Origin of the sequence: Marininema mesophilum (assembly GCF_900106775.1) — a bacterium.
In the GTDB taxonomy this organism is placed as follows: domain Bacteria; phylum Bacillota; class Bacilli; order Thermoactinomycetales; family DSM-45169; genus Marininema; species Marininema mesophilum.
Genome location: NZ_FNNQ01000014.1, coordinates 15200 through 39401 on the forward strand (window position 1 = coordinate 15200; position 24202 = coordinate 39401).

Genomic DNA, 24202 nt, shown 5'->3' on the forward strand with positions numbered 1-24202 from the left:
CTACTATTGCTCATTACCTTGAAAAACCAAAATACTCAGCCCACCGATTTCTTGCTCTTCTGCTTTTTGCACAACATGAAGAAGTGCTATCTCGCCCTCGAGCACCCCTACAACCGATAAGCCAACTGTGGCACCCGGACCAATTTCAACTTTAGAGGTAGGTTGCGCTTTATTACTATCATCTTTGTCCGGGCAAGATTCAGTTACAAATCCCGCTTGAACAATTGTACCTTCGCCGTGATGTGGTATGTCGTGACCAAGATGTGGTAGCAACGGTTTAATCTCCTTAAGATGACCAACCCGAGAGGTAATGCGATATGTTTGTGCCAGTCTTGAAGGATTATGTAATTCGAATCTCAGTGTAAAATGCGCGTTTCCCTTCCTCAACCTGAGCACGGTTAGGTTACGCTGTGCAACATGACGGTCGGTTGTAACATTGAAGGTTAAGCCAGCTTGTAATGGATCATAGGGATGAGATGCTTCTACCATGACGCATTCATGTCCATTATTAACGAAACTCGGATTCCATGGGCTCAAGCACAATACCTCGCGTGTCTCGCTACCAGCAAGTGATACATATGCTTTACCAATAAAATTGGCTGTTTTCCGGTTGAATCCAACGGCCGGATTGGCCCAATAAAAGCGTACATTGGCGTTCTGAATAGCATCTTTACCGTTGTTGTGAACACGTGCCCATATATAACACGGTTGCCCAACGATTGGTTGTCCAGGCGTACCGAGAGGATCATCTCCTGATACAGTCCAAATATCGGGACTCAGGTACCAGGGGGATCCGTCCTGAATCTCTAACTTTACATCCATATATCGTTCCTCCTTGTTGTTAACTATGTCCTATCCTCATGTGCGCCATGCAATATTTTGTCCATGAATATCTCATAAACGAATGGAAAAGGGTTGCATAATTCACTCATAGTAATGTATATTTATTCAATATTAGTTTCGAGAAACCACTGGAATGGAATGGTGAAATGATAATGTCGATACTTTCTTTCGCATCATGTTGGAAGGTATGTTCTGAAGAACGGGCTTTGAAACATGCGATAGAAAAAGAGTGACAAAAGGACGTTAAAAACGCAGGACTTAAGGAGGCTGACTTCAATGGTAGGGAAAGTGCCAACAATAACACCGACTAATCGTTTCGATGATGCCTCCGTAAAATGGCCTGAGGGATTTAAAACCTGTGCGATAAATCTCGGAATCAAGAACGGTACCTTAGATTTTACCGTCATTCAATCCGTTGTCCCCGCCAATGCTGCCGCTATGTTTACGCAGAGCCGATTTTGCGGGGCCCCCTTACAGGTTGGGAAAAAACATATTGCTAACGGCCGGTTACAAGCTTTTGTTATCAATAGCAAGAATGCCAACGTGGCAACGGGCCAGCAAGGTATTAAAAACAGCCAAAGAATTGTTCATGAAGTGGCCAATGCCCTCGATATATTGCCCGATGATATCCTACCATCATCAACTGGGGTCATCGGAATTCAGCTTCCAATTGAAAGAATGATAAAGGGGATACAAGGTCTTCGCCACCAGATGTCCGATGGAGGATTTGAACGTGCTGCGGAAGCGATCATGACTACGGACACACGACCAAAAATACGTATTGCCAAAGTTGGCGGATCAACTCTGGTGGGGATAGCCAAAGGCTCGGGCATGATTGAACCCAATATGGCCACGTTGCTCAGTTATTTCGTCACCGATGCGAAAATTTCTCAACCCGTTTTACACGAAATGATGAAAGAAGCGGTTAATGAATCGTTTAATATGATCAGTGTCGATACGGATACAAGTACCAGTGATACGGTGGCCATTATGGCTAACGGTTTAGCTGGAGAAGTAGATATCGAAGACTTTCGCCAAGCGCTGCGAAGCATGTCCATTGAATTGGCCAAAGAAATAGCAAGAGATGGAGAGGGGGCCACTAAACTCCTTGAAGTAGTGGTAGACCAGGCGGGAAGCTTCAAACAAGCTAAAAAAGTAGCAAAGTCTGTCGTTAATTCCCCTCTCGTGAAAACAGCTATTTTTGGTCGGGATCCCAACTGGGGGCGAATTGCGATGGCAGTAGGTAAATGTGAAGATGAAGACCAGATCGATCCTGAAAACATAGGTATAGCCTTTGGAGATATTCCCGTTTATGGAGGAGAGAGGGAGCTCAATCTGGATTTGGATAAATTGCAAGCCTATCTCCTGAACGAAGAGGTATCCATCCGTATATCCCTTGGATTGGGTGAAGAAAAAGCAACAGTTTGGGGATGCGATCTTTCCTATGACTATGTTCGGATCAATGCAGAATATACAACTTGACCGATACCAGTAATGTGGACGAATAGGGAATGAGAGTCAGATGATCAGAACGGCGACGGAAAAAGATCTACCTGAAATACAAATCATATATAACCAAGGAATCAAAGAACGGATAGCCACATTAGAGGAAGATCCAAAAACGATAAATGAAATGCACCAATGGTTTTGTTCACGTTCTCCTCTCTATCCGGTAATTGTAGCGGCGGAAGATAAGGTACAAGGTTGGGCTTCTTTAAACCCTTATTCCCATCGGAGTGCACATGCCGGGATTGCTGACTTATCTATTTATATCCATCGGGATTCACGTGGTCGGGGATTAGGATTCTCATTAATGGAGGAATTAGAATCCCGGGCAAAAGCGCAGGGTTTTCATAAATTAGTATTAAATACCCTTGCTTTCAACTATCCCGCCCAACATTTGTATTGGAAGTTTGGTTTTCAGACAGTTGGCCTACTTCAAAGTCATGGATTGCTAGATGGTCAATATGTAGATGTATTAATGATGGAAAAAGTTATTCTAACAGATTGTTGTTAACATCATCGAATAGAAAGATAGACCATTTTCAAGTACTATTGAATTATGCAATCTAATAATTCTACTAGGGTGTTTCCTCTAAGGAACTAGTCCCCTCGTTTGAGTGAGAAACCTGGTTTGGGCCGGCAACCTGAGAGCCGGGTTTCTTTGTGTCTTCTGGCTTTTGGAGACGATAGGATACGTAGATGGGGGAAATCGTTATGATTATCCTTTTTTATAATTTCCGTATCTCCTTTAGATCCTTCAGAAAAAACTCCATTCGAGTTCACCTCCTCTCTTATTATTGAATAAAACAAAGAAAGGGTGATTTAGAATGAAATTAAAAGATAAAGTAGTTATAGTAACTGGCGGAGGAACTGGTATTGGAAGAGCTACAGCATTAAAGTTAGCAGATGCAGGCGCAAAAGTTGTTATTAATTATAGCCGATCTGAAAAAGAAGCTGTCGAAACCGTCAATAAGATTACACAGTTGGGAGGATCAGCACTTGTCTATAGAGCGAATGTCGCTATAGAAAAAGAAGTGAAAGATATGATTGATAAAACTGTTACACGATTTGGGAGGGTCGATGGTTTAGTAAACAATGCGAGTATTACAGCACAAATAGCGATGGATGACTTAGACGCCGTTACGGACGAGGTGTGGGATTCCCTGTTTAGTGTAAATGTAAAAGGGATGTTTCATTGTATAAAAGCGGTTGTTCCCTATATGAAGCAGCAACAATCGGGTGTGATTATTAATATGGGAAGCGTTGCAGGAATGACTGGAATAGGCTCATCCATCCCATATGCAGCAACAAAATCAGCCATTCATACAATGACAAGGTCGTTAGCTATCGCATTGGCACCTTTTATCAGAGTGAATAGTATATCTCCTGGTGCAGTGGATACTAGATGGTGGGCTGGTAATGAAGAAAAGATGGTTCAACTTGCTGGCAATTTACCCCTCAAGAGAATTTCAACACCAGATGATATTGCAGAGGCTATCATTTTTCAAATGACTCAAGAATCTATCACAGGTCAAGTTTTTACAATCGATAATGGTCAAACGATGTGAAGTTCGTTGAGCAACTAGTAAATACCAGGCGTGTTGATTAGGCAGTATATTCCAGGTAAGAGGGACGGAAAACAACAAAATCCTCTTGGAAAATACGGCACCCATTCGATGCATAAATATTCCGAAATAATTACTAAAAAAGAAGTCTCCTTTGTTTGGGTTGATGTCCCAACCCAAACAAAGGAGACTTCTTTATGAACACCTCTTACAAACCTTGTTTTCGCAAGAAGACTTAACCACCCTGTTAGATGAAAAAGAATACGTCGATACCGCTCGTAAATAGTGAAAAGGCGATGCATTTGGTTTCCGTATTGCCACGGGTTGACATACAACGCTCTCTAAAAAAGCGAGTGATGTCCCTTTCTCAGTTCTCCAACACATTCTGGGACGCTCATCAAGAAAAGCTCTCGTGTACTCAGGCGTTCGTTCCTTTATCCAGAAGGAGGCACTGGATTCAACCTGTATCACTGTGGGGAAATTTAAAGTTGTCAAATAAAATAACTGTTGATATGGAACGCGTTCCATAACTTATACTGACTGAGGACTTAATCTTAAGGAAATGAGGTAAATAGTTTGAAGGTAATCGCAATTGATTTAGATGGTACTCTTTTGTCAGAAGAATTGTTCATTCATAAAGGGGATGTAGGCGCTATAATACAGGCGCAAAGGAAAGGTTATATAGTCGCAATTGCAACGGGTAGGGCTTTGTTTGATGCAGACAATATTAGTAATAGGTATATGCTGGATTGCCCTATAATCGCATCGAATGGAGCTCAAATTTGTATAGAAAGGAAAAAAATACACGAACAGTTCATTAACCAAAGGATCATACAGCCTATCATTCAGTGGATGAATGATGAAAAAGTTTACTATCAAATATATCTGCCCGATAAGATTGTTGTGTCAGATCAAGGAACCCTTCATCTCGAAAAACAGTTACATGATAAAGGAAGTCAAGATCCTAGGTTTGACAAAGATGCTTTTTGGGAATCGATTAAAGCTCAAATATATCAGTATGGTTTGCAAAAAGTGAACGGTACGATTCAGCCGGGGGATTATGATTCTATTATTAAATTAATGATTGTTTCACCGGACATAGGTAAACTAAGAAAAACAAAAGAATATTTTAATCAACTGGACGGGTGTGTTGTATCTAGTTCAGGGTCATTTAATTTGGAAATTATGAGTTCGGGAGTAGACAAAGGGATCGCCTTAAATAAACTCTGCGAGTATTATGGAACAACCGTTCAGAATACTGCAGTGATCGGGGATAATTTAAATGATATGCCTATGTTTAAAGTAGCAGGAATGGGAATAGCTATGGGGAATGCAGATGAAGAGCTTATTAAAATAGCCGACTTTAAGACTTTATCAAATAAAGAATGTGGTGTGGCGTATGCTTTTAAAGAGTATATACAAGGGATATGAGCTGCAAAAAAGCAGTCTCATTGGAAACGAGCGAGGAGGATAGTTGGATGAGCAATATAACAGAGATAGCAAAAAAAGCGAAAGTATCTCGAACGACAGTGTCCAGGGTATTAAATAATCAACCTTATGTGAAACCCGAAAAAAAGGATGCTGTTCTAAAGGCAGTAGAGGAATTAAAATATGTCCCCAATTGGAATGCTATAAACTTATCCAAAGGAAGAACAAATGTATTTGGGGTTATCGTTCCCAAGATAAACCATCCGTTTTTTAGTAATTTGGTTGAAGGTATTGGCAAAGAGTGTAATAAACATAATTATAGTTTACTTGTCCATCAAACTAATAACGATCCAAAAAAAGAGTTAGAGTTTTTTAATATGTTGAAATATAAACTGATTGATGGACTTATTTTAGGCTCGAGTATAAGTCCCGTCAGTATAATTGATGAACTCTCTTATTTTGGGAAAATCGTTTCTTGTGAGTTCTCCGAAAGTAAAAAGGTTGCAAAAGTGTTTGTGAATCATGAATCCGGTATTAAGTTGGCAGTTGATCACTTGAAATCTCAAGGACATCAAGAAATTGGTTTGTGTATGGGAAACCCACGGAGTGGAGTAGGAGTAACCAGAAAGAAATCTTTTTTTTACCTTCAAAAAGAATCCGGGTTGATTTGGAGAGATGACTGGTATTTTGATGAAAAATACACGATTGAAGATGGGATTGATGTGGCAAAGACTATTTTGGCACAATCGTCACGTCCTACTGCGATGGTTGTGGGAAGCGACCAGGTAGCTGCGGGAATTATCTATGAAGCAAAGAAACAGGGAATAAAGATTCCTCAGGAATTAACTGTGATAGGCTTTGATAACCAGCCTATATCTAAGGTAGTAGAGCTTACAACAATCAATCAACCGATTATAGAGATTGGTGAGACAGCAGCTAACCTATTGTATAGAATTATTGACAATCAGGAAGTTCCTTCTGTTATAACACTGGAATTAGAGCTAATTAAAAGAAAGTCAGCATAAATCAGGGCTTGATCTAAAAGGTAAAGAAGGGTTGGTATGTTGATGATTTGAATTTTGCTGAAAAACACACCATTCACGAATTAGCAAAATATATGAAGAGGGAGAATCAGCATGCATAAAGATGTAAAAGCCATTTATGAAGAATCGAAAATTTTGGATGAGGCGACTCATTTATTTGGGTTTCAACGAAATGACGTTCACTTCATCGCAGATGCAGAAAGTTATGTGTACGAATTTACGAAAGGAGACGAGCCATTTATTTTAAAAATTACACATACCATTCGCAGAACACCTGACTACATTTTAGGAGAGATAGGGTGGCTGCACCACTTAGCGAAAGGTGGTCTTTCCGTTGCCAAACCGATTGATTCATTAAATGGCCGTGATATTGAGAAAGTAGACGATGGTCAAGGTGGCGCGTTTTTACTTCGAGTGTATGAGAAAGCCCCTGGCAGAAAAGTAGAAGAGTCTGATTGGAACAACGAGTTATTTTATGCACTTGGAAAATATACAGGCCGCATGCACTATCTAACAAAGAGCTATCAATTATCCGATGCTCGTTACAAAAGACAAGAATGGGATGAAGAAGAACAGCTAAAGCTGGAAAAATACGTTCCAACTGATCAGACATTTGTTTTTGAACAAGCGGATCAATTAATGGAGAAATTAGCCCAGCTTCCTAAAGATCAGGACAGCTATGGCTTGGTTCATGCTGACCTTCATCATGGTAACTTCCATTGGGATGATGGCAAAATTACGACGTTTGATTTTGATGACATAGGGTACAACTGGTTTATCAATGATATTAGCATTTTGCTTTACAACGTGATGTGGTATCCGGTCATTCCATATGAGGACAAAGCCGCATTTGCAGGTAACTTTATGCAGCATTTTCTTAAAGGCTATCGTGAAGAGAATAAATTGGGGGATCAGTGGCTGGCGTACATACCTGACTTCCTTCGCTTACGTCATATGCTCATTTACGGTCTCTTGCACCAAGCGTTTGATTTAAGTACGATTGGGGAGGAAGAGAAAGCAATGCTTGCTGGCTTTCGGACAGATATTGAGCAAGCGATTCCAATTACGACATTTGATTTTACGAAACTGAGCCGATCATAAAAAAATCCCCCGCCTCCTGTAAAGTATACCCCTTGTTAAGGGCATTTATAAAGAAATAGCTAAGCAGTATTAAGAAAATGATTCCTATATTGAACAGGGGGTCATCTTTTTTAACTTACAAATACGTGGTCTAGCAAATACATATAAAATCGCATCTTCAGTTTTTTCGACAAAAATGAAGTCGGCTTTTTCTACTTGTAAAAAAGCCGACTGTAAGTTTTCAGGTATTAACTTTCTTTTTTCTCTCCAATGTTAAGATGAACAAAATGACGCTAAGAAGTGCCAACATGATAAAGATCTGCTGGTAACTGTGGAAAAAATCACGTTCGATACCCGCTAATATAGGGGTGAGTCCACCTATAATATATAGTACTCATTTTTTATGATAACTAATTTATAGTTCCATTGACAAACGTTACTTTCAGAAAATTATTCTTACATAAATACTGACATGATAGCTATTTAGCTAATATCACTAACTAAACCAAATAACTTGGATCCAATATTATTATCCTTGGTAATTAATGAAACCGTTCTTTCCCTTCCAAAATTAACAATGGGCAAGGAAAAAAGCTCGAGATGACTGATATTCTTCGCCATCATCTCAGGAAAGATGGTTATTCCCATTCCAGCCATTACGGATCCTAGGATGAAATCACCAAAAGCAACTTCGTAGATGAAATTAGGTTTGTGACCGAGTAATTCCATTTGTTCGATTATATGTTTTCTTACATCGCAAGGAGCTTGGTGAACAATAAGTGGCTCTTCGCACAGTTCTGCAAGCTCAACTGTCTCTTTGGATTTGAATCGATGATCTAAAGGAAAAACTGCATAGTAGGGTTCCGTAAATAATTCATACCTCGATAACGATTCTCCTGTATGCAAAGTATCAACAAAAACTGCATCGAGTCTTTCTTCCTGTAAAGACTGTAATAGCTCACCAGAAGTATTTTGAATCATTAGAGTCATAGGTCGATTCAGTTTCTTAAATTTTGAAGGTAGGTAGTAAGTTGCTAGACTTGGTAAGCTGCCTATGGCGATAGGATTGTTGCGGAATTGCTTTAAATCTTGACGAATGGTATTTAATTCAGCAATAACCGGTGTAATTCGAGTATAAAAGCGTTGACCTGCTTCTGTTAACTGAATTCCGGCGGAGGATCTATGAAACAAGACGATATCAAGGTTATTTTCTAAATTTCTAATATGTTTACTCAAGGCTGGTTGGGACAGGTTATTTTCTTTTGCCGCTTTAGAAAAGCTTTTTTGTTTAGCTGCTTCAGCAAAACTTTTTAACCACTCTATATTCATTGGATTCACTCCAGTATCGATAACGATTGGTTATATCCGTATTAAACAATGTTTGTTCCTAATTCGTTGGCTTTTTGGTAAGCTTCTAATTAAAGATGATTTCATTATAAAATATTGTTATATGATATCATCTTAAAATTATCTCATTATCGCACGAGATGAATAAAAAAACAACTTGAGAGTTGGAAGATATAAGAGAAAGAAGGCGGAGAACAGTGATACCGATCATGGAATCAAGTGAAAAAGGTTACTAGAAGAACATCAAGTTTTTCTACAACCGATTAACTCAACCATAGTACCTATTGGACCGAGCGTTTTTGAATCAATGTGACACCCATACGCAAGAACAGATCGTTCATCTAACAAACACACTGGTGGAAGTCTCTCGATACTATGATATTTCTTTTCTAAATCCAAACACCTAATACTTAAGCAAGTATTAGGTGTTTATTCTGACGGAAGGTAGAATGCCATTATTTTTTCGTAATAAAGGAGAGAATATTTAATGATCTACGGCCTAACTATTCGTAAAGCGACCATTAATGATACTGAACAATTGGTTGAATTGAGAAAGGTATTATTATCAAGTGGTGGCACTCATTATGCTGCAAAGAGTGAGGAAGATGATCTTGCATGGCAGAGGGCCTATAGAGAATGGATTGAAGAAAATGTTTCAAATAAGAATGTAGCCATTTTAGTAGGAGAGTATGAGGGAGATTGCAATATCTGCGCATGTGGAATCGGTGTTATCGATTTAAGAGCCCCAATGGTGGGCGCATTGAACGGCAAAGTAGGTTGGATTCAGTCCCTTGTGGTGCATAAAGATCGAAGAGGGTTAGGGATCGCTGATGCCATGATGGCATCTCTTCATCAATGGTTTAAAGATAGTGATGTAGATAAGGTTGTTGTGCAATCTAGTAAAATGGCGGAAGAATTTTATAGGAAGATAGGCTATACCGATACGGGTGAGAAGTTACTTGTTCAGGTAATGCAATAGGGGGATCGAGGGCACTCATTATCAAGCTTTTCTAAGACCCCTACCGACAGAGAAAATGGTTTGGAAGATTAGGATAGGAAGAGACAAGGGATGAACTTATGAGTCCCTTGCTAAATTGGACTGACAGAAATGATGCAAATAATGATTTTCTAAATCTATTATTTTGTATTTTGTGTATGAAATTACATACGTATGAAAAATATAAATTAAAATATTTAGAGTGAATCGTTATTACCTATCAATTTAGGAGGTTCACTGATGAGAAAAGTTTTATTAATATCATTGGGCATGTTTGCATTGGGGTTTGATGCATATATTATTGCGGGACTAATTCCGGGAATTAGTGAAACCTATCATAAGGATGCATCACAAGTAGGGCAAGCAGTTAGCGTATTTACTTTGTTTTATGCGATATCGGCGCCGGTATTCTCCTCTCTACTTGCCGGAAAACCCCTCAAAAAAGTATTGTTATGGTCCATGCTTGTCTTTACCATTGCTAATGGTCTTACAGCACTAGCGCCAACATTTTTTATTCTCCTATTATCTAGAGCAATCGCGGGAGCAGGTGCTGGTTTGTTTTCACCATTAGCGGTAGCAGCATCTACACAGCTCGTTTCAAGTGAAAAAAGAGGAAGAGCGATTGGTTTAACTATTGGCGGAATGAGTATTGGAACTGTTCTGGGTGTCCCGGTAGGGCTCTATATCTCTGAGTTGTACGATTGGAAAGTAACAATGGGGTTATTAGTGATCATTGGTATCATCGCCGCTTTAGGCATGCTTCAATTTCTCCCCCATATTCCAACCTCGCCGCCTCCTGCATTAAGCGAACGGTTAAAGATGTTCTTGGATAAGAGGGTAGCTATTACTGTATGTATAACTTTCTTTGCTAGTGTTGCTAGTTTAGGATTATACACATATTCATCACAATTAGTGAAGGATATCGACTTTTCTAGTAATTTAACGATGTATCTTTGGGCATGGGGCTTGGGAGGATTGTGTGGAAGCGTGATGATCGGTTATCTGATTGACTATTTTAAAAGGACAAAAACGCTAGTGACATTCATTTTAGTTACTTTGACCGTATCGATTATATGTATACCACTCATGATCAACATCCCACTATTAAAGTATTTACCGTTCTTTGTCTGGGGAGCAATGGGTTGGGCATCTCAAGCGCCACAACAACATATTCTACTCTCCTATCAGCCGAATAACGGAGGTTCAGCAGTAGCATTAAACAGTTCAATCAATTATCTAGGGAGTGCTGTAGGAGCTACCTTAGGTGGGGTTGTACTCTCTTTGCAAATGGGAGCCAATACACTGGTGTACTTTGCTGTTATCTCGATGGTAGTATCTCTTTGTTTACACTTTTACAGCATGAGAAACGGATTTAGAGTAAATCAGGCAGTGAATGCTGATTTATAAGGTAATTAGTATTCAATAATATAAAAACCGTGTACTGTAGTTAAATACAGTGTACGGTTTTTTATTATATAGGAAAGGTTCGTTGGAGTTTGTGGAGCTAAGAAGATGTTTTTTCTCTGTGAGGAGGATCAAGGATTTTCCCATGTGCGTAATCAAGATGTGAAAGAATTTATTATGAAAATGGAGATTGGATCTGAAGCTCCTACTAAGTAGAGAGATAGGGTGGTTACCTTATAGATAGTGGTTTTGGGCAAAGCCCCCCTATGAAGAAAGGGTTTGAGAGAACAATGAAGAAAACTTACTTTAAACAATCTTATCGGAGGTGTGTCTGATGAGACATCCTGCATTGGATCAGTATGATTATCATGTATGGGCAAATGAACGACTTATGGCCAAGTTGCATGATTTACCCGAGGAGATTTGTACCAAGGAAGTGGAAAGTGTTTTTCCTACGATATTAGCAGTGATCGAGCATTTGTACATCACCGATCAGATTTGGCTACGTGCAATGCAAGGGGACACCTTTGAACAGATTGAAAAATTTGCGGAGGATTTACGTGGGAAAATCGAGGGGAAAAGTCTAGGGGAACTAGGCGAATTGTTTAAAACAGTGAGTGAGGAGTATCATCGTTTTATTGCTGGAGAGGATCTGGATAGGACTTTGATCCTAAAACACCCATCCTTCGGAGAAGTAGAGATGAGTTTGGCATTAATGGTTTACCATGTGGTTAACCATGGAACGTATCATCGAGGGAATATCGCAGCGATGCTACGACAGCTGGGTCAAGCGAGTGTGCCGACAGATTATGTGTATTATTACTTTGAGAAGTGTGCGGTACGTTAATATTCAAATAGGAGGGCCGATTCGCTATAGCGAGTCGGCCCTCATTCTAACTATAGAAGGTGTGATTCACTTCTTTTCTTTTTGCTTATTCCATGGCAGGCCCTCTCAAATTACTTTTCTTCTGATCAATGCTAAGCTTTAATATGAATAGGAGTACTCTTTATGTACACTTAATGTTAGTTATAGGTGCAAGGAGGGTAAGAAGCTGTATGTGGAGTGAGAGGAAATAAAAATGTTGCATAGAGTGCATATACGCAGATGGTGGATATCGCTGTTTGTGGGGATACTCATAGTTGTGCTCTATGGGGACGTACTACCACCAAGAAACGAAGGAAAAATAGATTCACCCTCTAAAACACTTTCACAGTTGCTAAGGTGATGTATATGTCAGATCAAAACTTCTGTTGAAGAGACCAAAGGACATCCTCCTTATTAGCCTAATGATTTTTATCAAAATTTTTGTGGAAATATAGAACAACTATACAGGGATTTTATTAAAAAAAGCGAAAAGAGATTAATGAACACATTATCTTAGTCCTTTGAGCATAAATAATAAGGATACGCCGATTAAATTATCTTGTAAGGGTGTATTGGATGAAATGGTGGCAGGGCATAACTGCGCGTCAGTTAATTGAACAGGTTGTCGGCGAAGGAAAAAGGGGAGAAAGACGGTGAGTGTGGTCGTCGCTTTTTTATTCGGAACCCTCATGATCATGAATATCCTTCTAGCAGTCGTCGTTGTGTTTCTTGAACGACGGAATGTTAGTGCGACTTGGGCATGGTTGTTGGTGCTCAGTTTTATTCCTGTGCTCGGATTTATTATCTATCTCCTCTTTGGGAGAAATTTAAGCCATAAAAAGATATTTACATGGGATCGGCAAAGTCGACTGCGCATGCGTCGGCTGGTGACGGCACAAAAAGAAGGTCTCATTGAAAGGGCCAAGTGTGATCCGCTTATTGCGGAGTATCGTGAGCTGATTCGCATGCATCTGAACCAAGATCAAGCGGTGCTTACCTACCATAATGATCTTGAGATTTATACAGATGGAAAAAGCAAGTTTGATGCTTTGCTTGCTGATTTAGAAAAGGCGGAGGATCATATTCATCTTTTGTACTATATCGTCAGGGATGATCATCTGGGACAACAAATTGGAGCCGTACTTGAACGTAAGGCAAGGGAAGGGGTATCGGTTCGTCTTCTTTATGACGACTTAGGATCGCGAGGACTAAGTAAACGATTTATCCGGATGCTAAGAAAAGCAGGTGGTGAAGTAGAGGCATTTTTTCCTTCACGGTTACGCTGGATTAACCCCCGGATGAATTACCGTAACCACAGGAAGTTGGTCGTGATCGATGGGAAGACCGGGTACATTGGTGGCTTTAATATAGGGGATGAGTATCTCGGATCCAATCCTCGATTTGGATTTTGGCGTGATACCCATCTTCGTATCCAGGGTGGGGCGGTTCATTCTTTACAAGCGCGGTTTGTTCTGGATTGGAACCAAGCGTCCCACCGTAATCTCTCTTTTCAAGATTATTATTACCCAGAGCCCTTCGAGCATGGGGATGTAAATGCCCAAATCATATCCAGTGGCCCAGATGCTGAGTGTGAGCAGATAAAAAATGGCTACATCAAGATGATCTTATCGGCCAAACGATATATCTACATCCAAACACCTTATTTTATTCCGGATGACAGCTTATTGGATGCTCTGCGGATTGCTGTAACCTCTGGGATTGATGTGAGAGTGATGATTCCTGATAAGCCCGATCATCCTTTTGTTTACTGGGCGACTTACTCCTACTTGGGAGAGCTATTACGGATTGGTGGACGAGTCTACATCTATCGAAATGGATTTTTACATGCGAAGACGATCGTAGTGGATGACAAGATTGCATCTGTGGGGACGGCCAATATTGATGTTCGTAGTTTTCGATTAAACTTTGAGGTGAATGCATTTCTCTATCACGAAGGTACGGCAAAATGTCTAGCGGATGTGTTTCACGAAGATATGATGTTATCCACCCCGCTTACTCTAGAAAAGTATATGGAACGGTCATTAACGATCCGCTTGAAGGAATCGGTTTCCCGTCTAGTTTCCCCGATTTTGTAACGGATCACAAAAGCGATAAATTTTTCTTTTTCTGGGAACCATGCCATTATCGGCATGGTTTTTTTTGGACAAAGAGACGTGTTGACAATTAGCATACGAACTATCTATAATGTAATAATTAGCTCCACTAAAAATTCGTATGCAAAATATCTGCGATGGACATAAGGAGGAATGGCTGTGAGAGAGGAGAACCTGGACGAATTGGTTGTCCTGATGCGTATGACAGCACGAGTGCTCAGACAACATGTGTTCCGGGAGTTAAAAGAGTACAATCTAACTTATCCTCAGAGCATCATTTTGAAGACCTTGGCGATGGATGACCAGTATTCTCTAGCCAACTTGAGTGATCAAGCAGGGATGACTACAAGTTCTGTTAGTGGGATTGTGGATCGCTTGGAGTCAAGTGGTTGGGTTACCCGGAGACGGGATAAAAATGATCGTCGAGTGGTTTGGATCGAGCTCTCTAAAGAAGGAAAGGATCTTGTCCGTCAAGTGCCAGCTCTTAATCCAGATCATTTCAAACAGCTACTTCGTCGCATGCCTGAGGAAGATGTGACGTTGTTAGTAGATCAGTTGAAGAAGTTACACCAATTAGTTGAAGAAGAATTGAATCAATATGGAAAGGAGGAAAAATGATGCGCAAGACAGTCCTCCTGTCCTTGAGCGTGATCATTGTCATTGGGGCAGTCACTGCAGGTGTTGTGGGATGGTATCAACATGAAAATTTCATCACCACAGATAATGCTAAGGTTTCTGCTGATATGGCAACCGTTGCTGTAGCCAATTCAGGCATGGTGACGAGCTGGTCAGCTGAGGTTGGGGACAAGGTTCAGGTGGGTGATCAGCTTGGACGTGAAGCTGAGCAGCCTACTGAAAGTAGTGCAAAGAAACAACAGAAGTTGATGAAACAGCCTCAGGGAATGAGTAATTCATTACTTCAAAAACAAAACTTGTCTCCAGTACGTCAAGCTCAGCTCGCCTCCAAGGCTTCCCGTTCCCAGATGGTTGCGATTCGTTCTACGATGGATGGGACGATTATTGGTATGAGTGGACAAAAAGGGTTAGCTGCATTGAAGGGAACTTCCTTAGCCATGATTGCAGATCTGGAACACCCCTATATCCTGGCATATATCGATGAAGAGGATGTAGAGGATGTAAGCAAGGGACAGAAAGTAGACGTGACCTTAGATGCGGATTCCAGCCAAACCTTAGATGGTAAGGTGGATAAGATTGGGTATGAGGCTGGGAATCAACTTACACAACAAGCGATAGACAACAAAGCGTCGCAAGGGAATAAAGATCGAGAAACCCAGCGAGTGCCTGTCCGAATCAAAGTAGAAGATCTAAATGGTGGTCGTTGGGCTATTCCTGGTTTAAGTGCAATGATAAAAATTCATAAATAATTTACCCGATTGGGAAAGGAGCAGTACAAAATGAAGACCTCTCGAGTTATCCTGCTCAATATCCTGATCCTGGTGGTCATCGCGGGAGCAGGTATTGGTGGATATGCGTATTACAACTATAGTATGAATTACGTTTCAACCGATGATGCGAAGGTAAAGGCGGATATCACACCCCTTGCAGCACAAAGTGCTGGTAAGTTGGCATCTTGGGATGGTAAGGAAGGCAAAGAGTACAAAAAAGGCGATGTCATCGGGAAAATTAAAGGGGAAACAGGAGTTTCTGATGTGCGCGCTCCGATTGACGGCACGATCATCCGTGATCAAGTTAAAGAAGGCCAAATGGTAGCAGCTGGTCAACCTCTATCCTCTATGGCGGATATGAAGGATCTTTACATTGAAGCAAACATTGAAGAGACCGACCTGAAAGATGTGAAGAAAGGTGCTAACGTAGACATCGTCATCGATGAGGATACAGATACGACGATTGAAGGGGATGTAGAGAGGATCGGCTTGGCTACAGCAGCTACGTTCTCTATCATGCCTGATCAAAACGCGAGTGGTGACTATACTAAAACCGTACAACGGGTTCCTGTGCGTATTTCCATGGATAACATTCCAAGTGATGTCGTTCCTGGTTTAAATGCGAGCGTTGAAATAGACAAATGATGAGCGTAAGTGATTTCGACGAAAGGAGGAGACGCAGATGAGTGAAGCAATAGGATCACGAAAAAGTAGTGGTATAGGTAAACATGCTGTATTGCTCATGATTAGCATTTTGGGAATGTTTTTGGCGATCTTAAACCAAACCGTGTTGAACGTAGTTATTCCGCGATTGATGACCGATTTCTCTGTTTCAGCGAATACTGCCCAGTGGTTGCTGACGGGCTATATGTTGGTCAACGGTGTGCTAATTCCTATTTCTGCTTATTTAATGGAAACATTGGGAACCCGTAAACTGTTTATCATTGCGATGAGTCTCTTTACTATTGGTTCTCTTTTCTGTGGAGTAGCTGGTTCCTTCGCCGTGATGATGACCGGTCGAATCGTTCAAGCAATGGGAGCGGGAGTTATCGTACCGCTTGTGACCAACGTGATTCTCTTTATCTTTCCTCCTGAACTTAGAGGTCGGGGGATGGGTATTCTCGGGATTGGGATGATATTTGCGCCAGCAATCGGCCCCACTTTGGCAGGCTGGTTGCTTGAAAAACACTCCTGGCGCATCATGTTTGATGGCATGGTGATCATGGGAGCTATTACGGTCATCTTAGGGATCTTTTTGATGAAGGATGTCGGTCCCAAACGGAAGATCCCCTTGGATATCCCGGGTGTAATTTTGTCTATGATTGGTTTTGGTGGGATTCTCTACGGCTTCAGTGAAGCAGGTACGGAAGGTTGGAGTAGCATGGAAGTTGTCGTTAGTTTGGTAGTTGGTGGCATTGGTGTTTTCTTTTTCATCCTACGACAACTAAGTTTAGAGCAGCCTCTGCTCGATTTCCGGGTATTCAAGTACGATATATTTTCCCTATCGACAGTGATCAATATGATTATCACTATGGCGCTGTACGCAGGGATGTTCTTGCTTCCGATTTATCTACAAACCTTACGTGGATATACTCCCTTTGAGTCTGGGCTATTGCTCTTACCAGGTGCATTGATCGCAGGGGTGGTAACCCCGATTTCAGGTGTACTCTTTGACCGGATAGGGCCTCGTCCGCTTACCTTTATCGGGTTGGCATTGACGACGATCACCACTTATGAATTTACACAGATCACCTTGGAGACGAGCTATTCGTTCATCGTCATGCTCTATACTGTGCGTTCCTTTGCTATGTCCTTGCTGATGATGCCGATTATGACAGCAGGATTAAACCAACTCCCCGCATCGGTAACGAGTCATGGTAACGCAATGAGCAATACCATGCGGCAAATCGCAGGGTCCATTGGTACAGCTCTATTGACCACAGTTTATACAACCAATACTAGCAATCACCTTGCTACAATGACACAAGGAATGAATGTTTTCGATTCTACATTCATGCAAACTTTCCAAAGTGCGTTGCAAAACTTTGCGAGCTTTGCAGCGATGCCGATAGATCAAGCAAAGGAACTTTTCTCCTCTCTCTTTTTTGGAGATGTGGCAAAGCAGGCAGCTACCATGGGGATCAACGATGCATTTTTCTGGGCAACAGGATTTACCCTAGCAGGACTGCTTCTCAGTCTGTTCCTACGTGATGTACGAAAAGATAAAAAATCAGTTCAACCTGCAGATCGTGTGGAACCAGAAAAAGAAATCGTAGCATCCTAAGTGGTAATGAACAGCAAAAACCTCCAAGCAGCTTGTTGCTTGGAGGTTTTTTGCGTCCGCAGACGCAGTCTGTTTTCGTTGCAGTGCTAATCAATCAAGGCCCGAAGGAAGTGCCCTTGGGGTCCTTCAGCTGTGGGAGTGTAAATTCCGCTCCTGCAGGTAAGTACATCCACAAGGGTGAAAACCGTTTTGAGGTGACTTTTCTCGGCATCAATCTGTAAAAAGAGGAAATAATATTGTGAAAGGGGTTGATACTTGGTTATAAACATTATATGATCATATGTACATATAATGTTGCGATAAAGGAGCGATCAAAATGGGTCACCATCACCATCATCATGGGAATGGACACAATGAGTCAGGTTCGTCGTTTAGTGAACAACGGGCGTCTAACCGTAAAGGGTTGATTACTGCCCTTATCATCACTACAGGAATTATGATTTTACAATTTATTGGTGGCTTGATTACTAATAGTCTCGCGCTGTTATCCGATTCTGGGCATATGTTGAGTGATGCTGCTTCCATGGTACTTGGGCTAGTGGCAATGGTGCTTGCAAGTCGTCCCGTATCGTCTCGTAGAACCTATGGTCTCTATCGTTTTGAGATTTTAGCGGCGATGTTTAACGCGATTACCCTGTTTGTGATCGCAGGTTTTATCCTGTGGGAAGCGATAGAACGTTTTCAGAAACCACCTGAGGTAGCTGGTGGAACAATGATTATCATAGCGATCATCGGGTTACTCGCCAATATTTCCAGTGCCTGGGTTTTGCTTAGAAAAGGGGATGTAAAGGAAAATCTCAATCTTAGGGGCGCTTATCTTCATATTATCGGCGATGCCCTAGGCTCGGTGGGTGCAATCGTAGCAGCATTACTGATGATTTTCTTTTCTTGGTATGTTGCAGATCCGATTATTAGTGTACTTGTCTCATTACTGATCTTAAAAAGTGCTTATGGTGTACTAAAGCAGAGTATTCATGTCCTTATGGAAGGGACTCCTGCAAACGTCGATGAGGAAAAAGTGAGGCAGGTATTACTGGGAATCGATGGAGTCCTCGATGTCCATGATCTCCATATTTGGACGATCACTTCGGGGTTGGACACCCTTACCTGTCATATACGAATCGAGGCTGACCAGGATTTTCAGAAGATACTTCAAGAAGCCATACAGAGTATCGCGGATACCTTTGGTATTAAGCATTCAACAATCCAAATAGAGAAATCCGATTGTCACATTGGCGAATTAGAGATATAAATTGTGAGCTTATTCGGTGCGATTCAACTCCCTGCAAGGGGAGTTTTTTTCATTTCGATGGGAGAAATTCGCGGAAAGTGGCATTTTTAGCTTGTCTCATCAATAAAACTAGAAACTGTAACCCTGTACGTAATGGATCTAGCTTGGCAGGGTTAGTAAATCACGACTTCCTAGGTCAGGAAGCTCCGGTTGAGAAAGGAGGGTCGAGCTGGAAACCAAGGCCTAAAACTGATGAACGGGGGAATTGGATTCATGTCCGTATATCCTGATAAGAAGGTGATGACAACCCTGGCTGTCGCCGGTTCGTTACTGGTTAGTCCCCATGTAACAAATGCATCGGCGAACCCGGAAAAATCAGAGACAATGTCAAAGGATAACGCGTTTCAGGTTGATCAAGCGGCGGTTCAGGAATCACTTTCCAAACGGCGTTTTCATGTCGCGTCTACTGGGATTCGGGCGAATGTGGGCGAGGATGGTTTGAGAAGTGGAATGTATTATGTCGTGAGGCAAGGGGACACTCTCTCTGAAGTAGCTCAACGATATGAAGTGAGTTTGGTTAAGCTAATCAAGATGAATCCCCAGATCAAGAATCCAGCAAAGATCTATATCGGTGATAAGTTACGTGTATCTAAGGGGACCTCCGAAAAGGGAGGTAAGCCTGATAAGGTTAAACCGTCTACCCCGAAACTGGGTACAGGCAAAGGTGCTTCGGTGCTTAACGAAGCAACGAGCCACTTAAACAAACCCTATGTATATGGAGCAAATGGTCCAAATACCTTTGACTGCTCAGGCTTTACTCAATATGTCTTCAGTCAAACCACAGGGAAACAACTGCCTAGGACTAGCTCAGCGCAAGCATACGTCGGAAGATTCATCTCAAGGGGCAATCTTCGTACGGGGGATCTCTTATTTTTCCGCACAGGTGGCGGTGGTATTAGTCATGTAGGCATTTACATGGGTGGAGGGAAGATGATCCATGCCTCTAATCCACGAAATGATGTAGAGATCAGCAATTTGGGAGAGCGTTATTGGATTGAGCGTTTTGTCACTGCACGTCGGGTACTTCGATGATTCTACATCTCAGTCATTATTCCCATCACTTGGTGGGATTCAGCAGGTACCCTGCTTCACCCCTCTATGTCCATGATCATGTTGGAGTATAGAAGCAGGAAGAAGTCATCTCATTAGAAACTAGACCTTTGCCCAAATCACACCGTTCAAATAAAGGAGCCTTCTGAATATAGGTGTGTGGCTGATAAGGTAAGGCAGAATACTGACACTCTTCGGGCCCAGTAAGACTGGGAGTTAAATATAGTTTTCAATTATAGAATGCAGATGAGAGAGGGTCGCGTTATGAAGAACCGGTGAATACCGGTTCTCTTTTTTATTGAGGCATATTAGGAAGTTAGTGCAGGGTAGACTAACTGATAATGAAGTTCATTGAATGATAAAGAAAATGGTTGCTTTTTGTTGTCATGATCAATTGGAGGGAGCTTGATCTATTAGGATGCTATTGGAGGAATGGACGGTGGTTTTTACATCGTGGTTGATCGTTTGGTGGATAATTGGTCTTCTTTATATCGATTGGAAACGATGGCGAATTGGCTATACAACGGCTCTGGCAGGAAGCTTGGGTTCCTTTATACTCGATGCGGCTTTTGTTAGTGGGGGTTTCTGGAGTTATAGTGACGATTTTTATAAGGGCCTATGGCCTAACATTCTGCTGAATATTAGCATCTATCCAGTAGGGGCATGGATATTTGTACAGCGATTGCCGAAGACAGCAGGTAAATGGGTTCGGTGGGTGCTAGTCGGTACGGTTGCTCTTCTCGCTGTGGAATTCAATTTGCGGTCCTTAGGTCATATGTCCTACCACCATGGATGGAACATTGGCTGGTCAGCCTTGGCTAATGTTGTTTTATTAACGTTGCTGAGTATCCATTTTATAAAGGTTGAAGAGGGAGCAATAACATCCAATTCATGACAGTTTCAAGTTCGAAAAAACTCGTTCATCCACTTTTAGCTACGTTACGCGCGTTTAAGTCCATCTCCCGAGATGGACTTTGTTACTGTTTATATTACGCAGTGAGTAAGGCTTTTTATTGTGTATGGAGTAGATGCTCACTACAAAAAATGATACCCTTTTGGGTAAACATTCGACTTCGAAGTGGCTACTTTAGGAGGTGGAGCAAAGGTGCGGACATTAATAATACCCGTACAGATTGCAGGGTTGTGGGGATTTTATGAGCTGGGATCTTGGGTAAGGGATATTTTACAAATTCCCATCCCTGGTAGCCTACTTGGTATGGGTATACTGCTCACTCTCCTTATGACAGGGGTTTTTCCGGAACGTTGGTTGGCTGGAGGATCTGAGTGGCTCCTTGGTTGGTTACCCCTACTCTTTCTGCCCTCGATTGCAGGGGTTGTTGGGGTTCTGCCCTTTTTACAGGATCGCGGATGGGAGTTGATGATTGTTGTGATTGTGAATACGTTACTGGTGATGGCCTCTTCATCCTTAACTAGTCAGTGGCTGGTAAGGCGTCGAGCAGGTGGAGAGGAGAGCATGTGATGGCTGTGTTATATGTTGGTTTAACAATTGGGTTGTATCTATTATTCAGGGAACTTTATCGTAGGGTAAAACACCCCTTACTATCGCCTGTAGCTACCTCGGGTCTTGTTCTCATCCTACTGCTATCGAATCTGGATGTTCCATATAGTACCTATATGGCTGGTGGACAATGGATCGATAAACTATTGGGGCCGGCAGTGGTTGCTTTTGCTTATCCAATGTACTATCACCGTAAGCTAATTCGAAAAAATTGGGTGCCATTACTTGGCGGAGTGAGTATGGCTGTACTCGTGACGTTTACGGTGGTGTTTAGCTGGGCCAACTTCCTTGGGCTTCAATCCAAAATCTTTCGTACGCTATTACCCGAGTCTGTAACAACCCCTATTGCGATGGATCTATCCCGACAACTAGGGGGGATTCCTTCTCTAACTGCAATCATGGTTGTATTTGCAGGGATGTGTGGGGCAGTGTTGGGTCCTCTTCTTTACCGCTGGATTCGTGTGGATCATCCTCTCGGCCGGGGAGTTGGCTTTGGCAGTGCTTCTCATGGTGTGGGAACGGCTCAAGCGATGGAAGAAGGAGAGATTGTTGGAGCGATTAGTACAGTATCGATGACCCTGACTGCAATGGTGACAGCAGGAGTAAGCTTATGGGCTCTCGAATTCGTGTAATAGAACCTGTGGCGTTCTAATTGATGAGAGGGCAGGTGGAGAGATGAAGGCAAGGGAGGCGCGCGTAGCTCTCTGGCCGGTGATCCGGCATGTTTATCGATCCGTGATGGAACATGGTGTCACGGATTTGGCAGCGGCCTTGGCCTATTATTTTTTATTGTCCTTGTTTCCCCTGATCATTTTTTTGGTCACTCTTTTGCCTTATACATCGATTGATCCGGATTCGGCAGTGCGCTTTGTAAACGGAATCGTTCCTGCGATATCACAGAGTGCCATTGATGGAACGATACGCGAAGTCGTCAGTCAACGACAGGATGGTTTGCTTTCCTTTAGCCTTTTAGCCACCCTGTGGGTTGCATCCAATGGAGTAAGTGCGATTATCCGGATGTTAAATATCGCCTATGAAGTTGAGGAGAATCGACACCTTGTGCGAGTGCGATTATTATCCATCAGCTTAACGGTTGGTTTGGTAGTGGGAATAGTCATTCTGCTGGTGTTCTCGGTTTTCGGTGATCTGCTACTTAGCCATTTGGTTCATTTTTTTCCCATGGCGAAAGTTGGGGTGTTGTTTAAAGTTATGAAGTGGGTAGCTTCCTTCTTACTTATCGTCATTGTGTTAGTGGGGATTTATCAGATTGCTCCCGCTACCCGGCTCCCTTTAGGCGAAGTTATTGTCGGGGCATTGGTGACAGCAACAGGATGGCAGTTAAGCTCCCTTGGTTTCTACTTCTACGTCGGTAACTATAGCAATTATTCAGCTACTTACGGTAGTCTCGGTGGTGTGATTGTCCTGATGGTCTGGTTTTATCTCACAGGAATGTTTCTCATCCTCGGTGGTGTGATTAATGCGGGGATTCATCGACATCGCTGGATGCTGCGGAAAAGTTAAATGGGAGATGAGTGACGGGCCACCGTCATTCATCTCCCATTTCGTATTCTAGCTCTTCTCCATCCGTGTGAAAATCTAGAAATTCGCCACAATAGGGGCAGACATCCAGCTTTTCTGGCAGATGTTCTTCACATTCGATACACAGTTTAGCCATTGAACTCTCTCCCCCTTTCATACTAGTTCCATTCGCTAACTAGGGAGCATCTCCTTCTCAATATAAAGGAAAAAGTTTGTGAAGTTGGTAAAGGTTATATGAATATAGTATGAAGTTGAAGGAGGAGTGACTTAAGGAACGTTGGGATACCAACGTTCCTTTTTTCTGCTTTTAAAGAAGTCTTTCGATTCCTGAGCTAAGTATACTTACAGCTTTTTAATTGCAGCGATAGCAATGCAAGCCCAACCTACAAGGAAAGCAAGTCCACCTGTTGGTGTAATAGGCCATATTACCTTTGTGCCAGTCAATGCAATTGCATAAAGACTACCAGAGAAACAGACAATTCCTGCGAATATTAACCAACCACCAGTCGTTACTAAGGGGGAAGGTCCAACTTTAGCGGCGAGTAAGCCAATAAAGAGAAGCGCCAAGGCATGGATCATGTGATAAAGCGCACCGGTTTGCCAATTGGCGATCATGCGATCAGAGATCTTGCCTTCTAATCCATGAGCACCAAAAGCACCGAGTGCTACAGCTAAAAACATGTTTACTGCACCCAGGAAAATAAACAATTTCATCGAGTGATCACTCCCTCCTCCCCGTATTATAATCCGCAGGAATCGTAAAATCACGTCGGTTCACCGCTTTGCCACAACAGGGTGGGAAGTGGGGTCGTTTTGATTCCCTTTACAGGGAACTCGTCTTTCATTAAAATAAATTTTAGCGATAAAGTTTATTTAAAGGTACACAGTGAGGAAGAAGACCACTATATAGGCAATCCAAAAATA

At 42.0% G+C, this 24202-nt stretch carries 24 protein-coding genes and 1 pseudogene; 20 read left to right on the forward strand and 5 right to left on the reverse strand.

The features are described from left to right. Window positions 1-3 precede the first annotated feature (3 nt). Window positions 4-822: a hypothetical protein gene (locus BLV90_RS12910; RefSeq protein WP_091741786.1), complete on the reverse strand. Its 819-nt coding sequence runs from the start codon at window positions 820-822 to the stop codon at window positions 4-6. A 297-nt stretch (window positions 823-1119) separates the two neighbouring features. On the opposite strand from BLV90_RS12910, the gene argJ reads away from it, so the two are divergent. The 6 genes from argJ (at window position 1120) to BLV90_RS12940 (ending at window position 7483) form a co-directional block, all read left to right on the forward strand. Next, window positions 1120-2325, forward strand: coding sequence for a bifunctional glutamate N-acetyltransferase/amino-acid acetyltransferase ArgJ (gene argJ / locus BLV90_RS12915; RefSeq protein WP_091741788.1), 1206 nt, complete (start codon window positions 1120-1122; stop codon window positions 2323-2325). Window positions 2326-2365: 40 nt separating this feature from the next. Then, window positions 2366-2860, forward strand: coding sequence for an arsinothricin resistance N-acetyltransferase ArsN1 family A (locus BLV90_RS12920; RefSeq protein ID WP_091741790.1), 495 nt, complete (start codon window positions 2366-2368; stop codon window positions 2858-2860). A gap of 313 nt (window positions 2861-3173) precedes the next feature. Continuing rightward, window positions 3174-3914, forward strand: coding sequence for an SDR family NAD(P)-dependent oxidoreductase (locus BLV90_RS12925; RefSeq protein ID WP_091741792.1), 741 nt, complete (start codon window positions 3174-3176; stop codon window positions 3912-3914). Between the two features lie 573 nt (window positions 3915-4487). Continuing rightward, window positions 4488-5342, forward strand: a complete 855-nt coding sequence (locus BLV90_RS12930; RefSeq protein WP_091741794.1) for a Cof-type HAD-IIB family hydrolase — start codon at window positions 4488-4490, stop codon at window positions 5340-5342. Between the two features lie 47 nt (window positions 5343-5389). After that, complete coding sequence (locus BLV90_RS12935; protein ID WP_091741797.1) at window positions 5390-6364, forward strand: LacI family DNA-binding transcriptional regulator; 975 nt, start codon at window positions 5390-5392, stop codon at window positions 6362-6364. Window positions 6365-6475: 111 nt separating this feature from the next. After that, complete coding sequence (locus BLV90_RS12940; protein WP_091741800.1) at window positions 6476-7483, forward strand: phosphotransferase enzyme family protein; 1008 nt, start codon at window positions 6476-6478, stop codon at window positions 7481-7483. A 220-nt stretch (window positions 7484-7703) separates the two neighbouring features. On the opposite strand, the pseudogene BLV90_RS16565 reads toward BLV90_RS12940, so the two are convergent. Both BLV90_RS16565 and BLV90_RS12945 read right to left on the reverse strand, forming a co-directional pair. Next, a pseudogene (locus BLV90_RS16565) lies at window positions 7704-7850 on the reverse strand (MFS transporter); the annotation flags it as partial. Window positions 7851-7945: 95 nt separating this feature from the next. After that, window positions 7946-8791, reverse strand: a complete 846-nt coding sequence (locus BLV90_RS12945; RefSeq protein WP_091741803.1) for a LysR family transcriptional regulator — start codon at window positions 8789-8791, stop codon at window positions 7946-7948. 505 nt (window positions 8792-9296) lie between these two features. Between BLV90_RS12945 and BLV90_RS12950 the strand changes: the two genes are divergently transcribed. The 14 genes from BLV90_RS12950 (at window position 9297) to BLV90_RS13015 (ending at window position 23260) form a co-directional block, all read left to right on the forward strand. Beyond that, a complete protein-coding gene (locus BLV90_RS12950; protein WP_091741806.1) occupies window positions 9297-9788 on the forward strand; it encodes a GNAT family N-acetyltransferase in 492 nt (163 codons plus the stop codon). A gap of 258 nt (window positions 9789-10046) precedes the next feature. Next, window positions 10047-11213, forward strand: coding sequence for an MFS transporter (locus BLV90_RS12955; RefSeq protein WP_091741809.1), 1167 nt, complete (start codon window positions 10047-10049; stop codon window positions 11211-11213). Between the two features lie 331 nt (window positions 11214-11544). Then, window positions 11545-12057, forward strand: coding sequence for a DinB family protein (locus tag BLV90_RS12960; RefSeq protein WP_091741812.1), 513 nt, complete (start codon window positions 11545-11547; stop codon window positions 12055-12057). A 671-nt stretch (window positions 12058-12728) separates the two neighbouring features. After that, window positions 12729-14171, forward strand: a complete 1443-nt coding sequence (gene cls, locus BLV90_RS12965; RefSeq protein ID WP_091741815.1) for a cardiolipin synthase — start codon at window positions 12729-12731, stop codon at window positions 14169-14171. 177 nt (window positions 14172-14348) lie between these two features. Beyond that, entirely contained in the window at window positions 14349-14807 is a 459-nt protein-coding gene (locus BLV90_RS12970; RefSeq protein ID WP_177168058.1) for a MarR family winged helix-turn-helix transcriptional regulator, read from the forward strand. Beyond that, window positions 14807-15574, forward strand: coding sequence for an HlyD family secretion protein (locus BLV90_RS12975; protein ID WP_177168059.1), 768 nt, complete (start codon window positions 14807-14809; stop codon window positions 15572-15574). The genes BLV90_RS12970 and BLV90_RS12975 overlap by 1 nt, the downstream gene beginning before the upstream one ends. A 30-nt stretch (window positions 15575-15604) precedes the next feature. Next, window positions 15605-16240 (forward strand): HlyD family secretion protein, encoded by a 636-nt coding sequence (locus BLV90_RS12980; RefSeq protein WP_091741824.1) that lies wholly within the window; start codon window positions 15605-15607, stop codon window positions 16238-16240. Between the two features lie 37 nt (window positions 16241-16277). Then, window positions 16278-17879, forward strand: a complete 1602-nt coding sequence (locus tag BLV90_RS12985) for a DHA2 family efflux MFS transporter permease subunit (protein ID WP_091741827.1) — start codon at window positions 16278-16280, stop codon at window positions 17877-17879. Between the two features lie 316 nt (window positions 17880-18195). Then, window positions 18196-19131: a cation diffusion facilitator family transporter gene (locus BLV90_RS12990; RefSeq protein ID WP_091741830.1), complete on the forward strand. Its 936-nt coding sequence runs from the start codon at window positions 18196-18198 to the stop codon at window positions 19129-19131. A 189-nt stretch (window positions 19132-19320) separates the two neighbouring features. Then, window positions 19321-20202 carry a C40 family peptidase gene (locus BLV90_RS16410; RefSeq protein WP_091741834.1) on the forward strand — a complete coding sequence of 294 codons (882 nt, stop codon included), beginning with the start codon at window positions 19321-19323 and terminating at the stop codon, window positions 20200-20202. Between the two features lie 457 nt (window positions 20203-20659). Next, complete coding sequence (locus BLV90_RS13000; protein WP_143035059.1) at window positions 20660-21115, forward strand: CBO0543 family protein; 456 nt, start codon at window positions 20660-20662, stop codon at window positions 21113-21115. Between the two features lie 210 nt (window positions 21116-21325). Beyond that, window positions 21326-21700, forward strand: coding sequence for a CidA/LrgA family protein (locus BLV90_RS13005; protein WP_177168060.1), 375 nt, complete (start codon window positions 21326-21328; stop codon window positions 21698-21700). Beyond that, window positions 21700-22371, forward strand: coding sequence for an LrgB family protein (locus BLV90_RS13010; RefSeq protein ID WP_091741843.1), 672 nt, complete (start codon window positions 21700-21702; stop codon window positions 22369-22371). Before BLV90_RS13005 ends, BLV90_RS13010 begins: the two co-directional genes overlap by 1 nt. A gap of 43 nt (window positions 22372-22414) precedes the next feature. Then, window positions 22415-23260, forward strand: coding sequence for a YihY/virulence factor BrkB family protein (locus tag BLV90_RS13015; RefSeq protein WP_091741851.1), 846 nt, complete (start codon window positions 22415-22417; stop codon window positions 23258-23260). Window positions 23261-23285: 25 nt separating this feature from the next. Here the strand turns inward: BLV90_RS13015 and BLV90_RS16705 are convergent, their stop codons facing one another. Further along, on the reverse strand, window positions 23286-23414 hold the full coding sequence (locus tag BLV90_RS16705) for a hypothetical protein (protein ID WP_281242034.1): 129 nt from the start codon (window positions 23412-23414) through the stop codon (window positions 23286-23288). A 206-nt stretch (window positions 23415-23620) separates the two neighbouring features. Continuing rightward, complete coding sequence (locus BLV90_RS13020) at window positions 23621-23992, reverse strand: DUF423 domain-containing protein (protein ID WP_091741858.1); 372 nt, start codon at window positions 23990-23992, stop codon at window positions 23621-23623. Window positions 23993-24202: the final 210 nt, after the last annotated feature.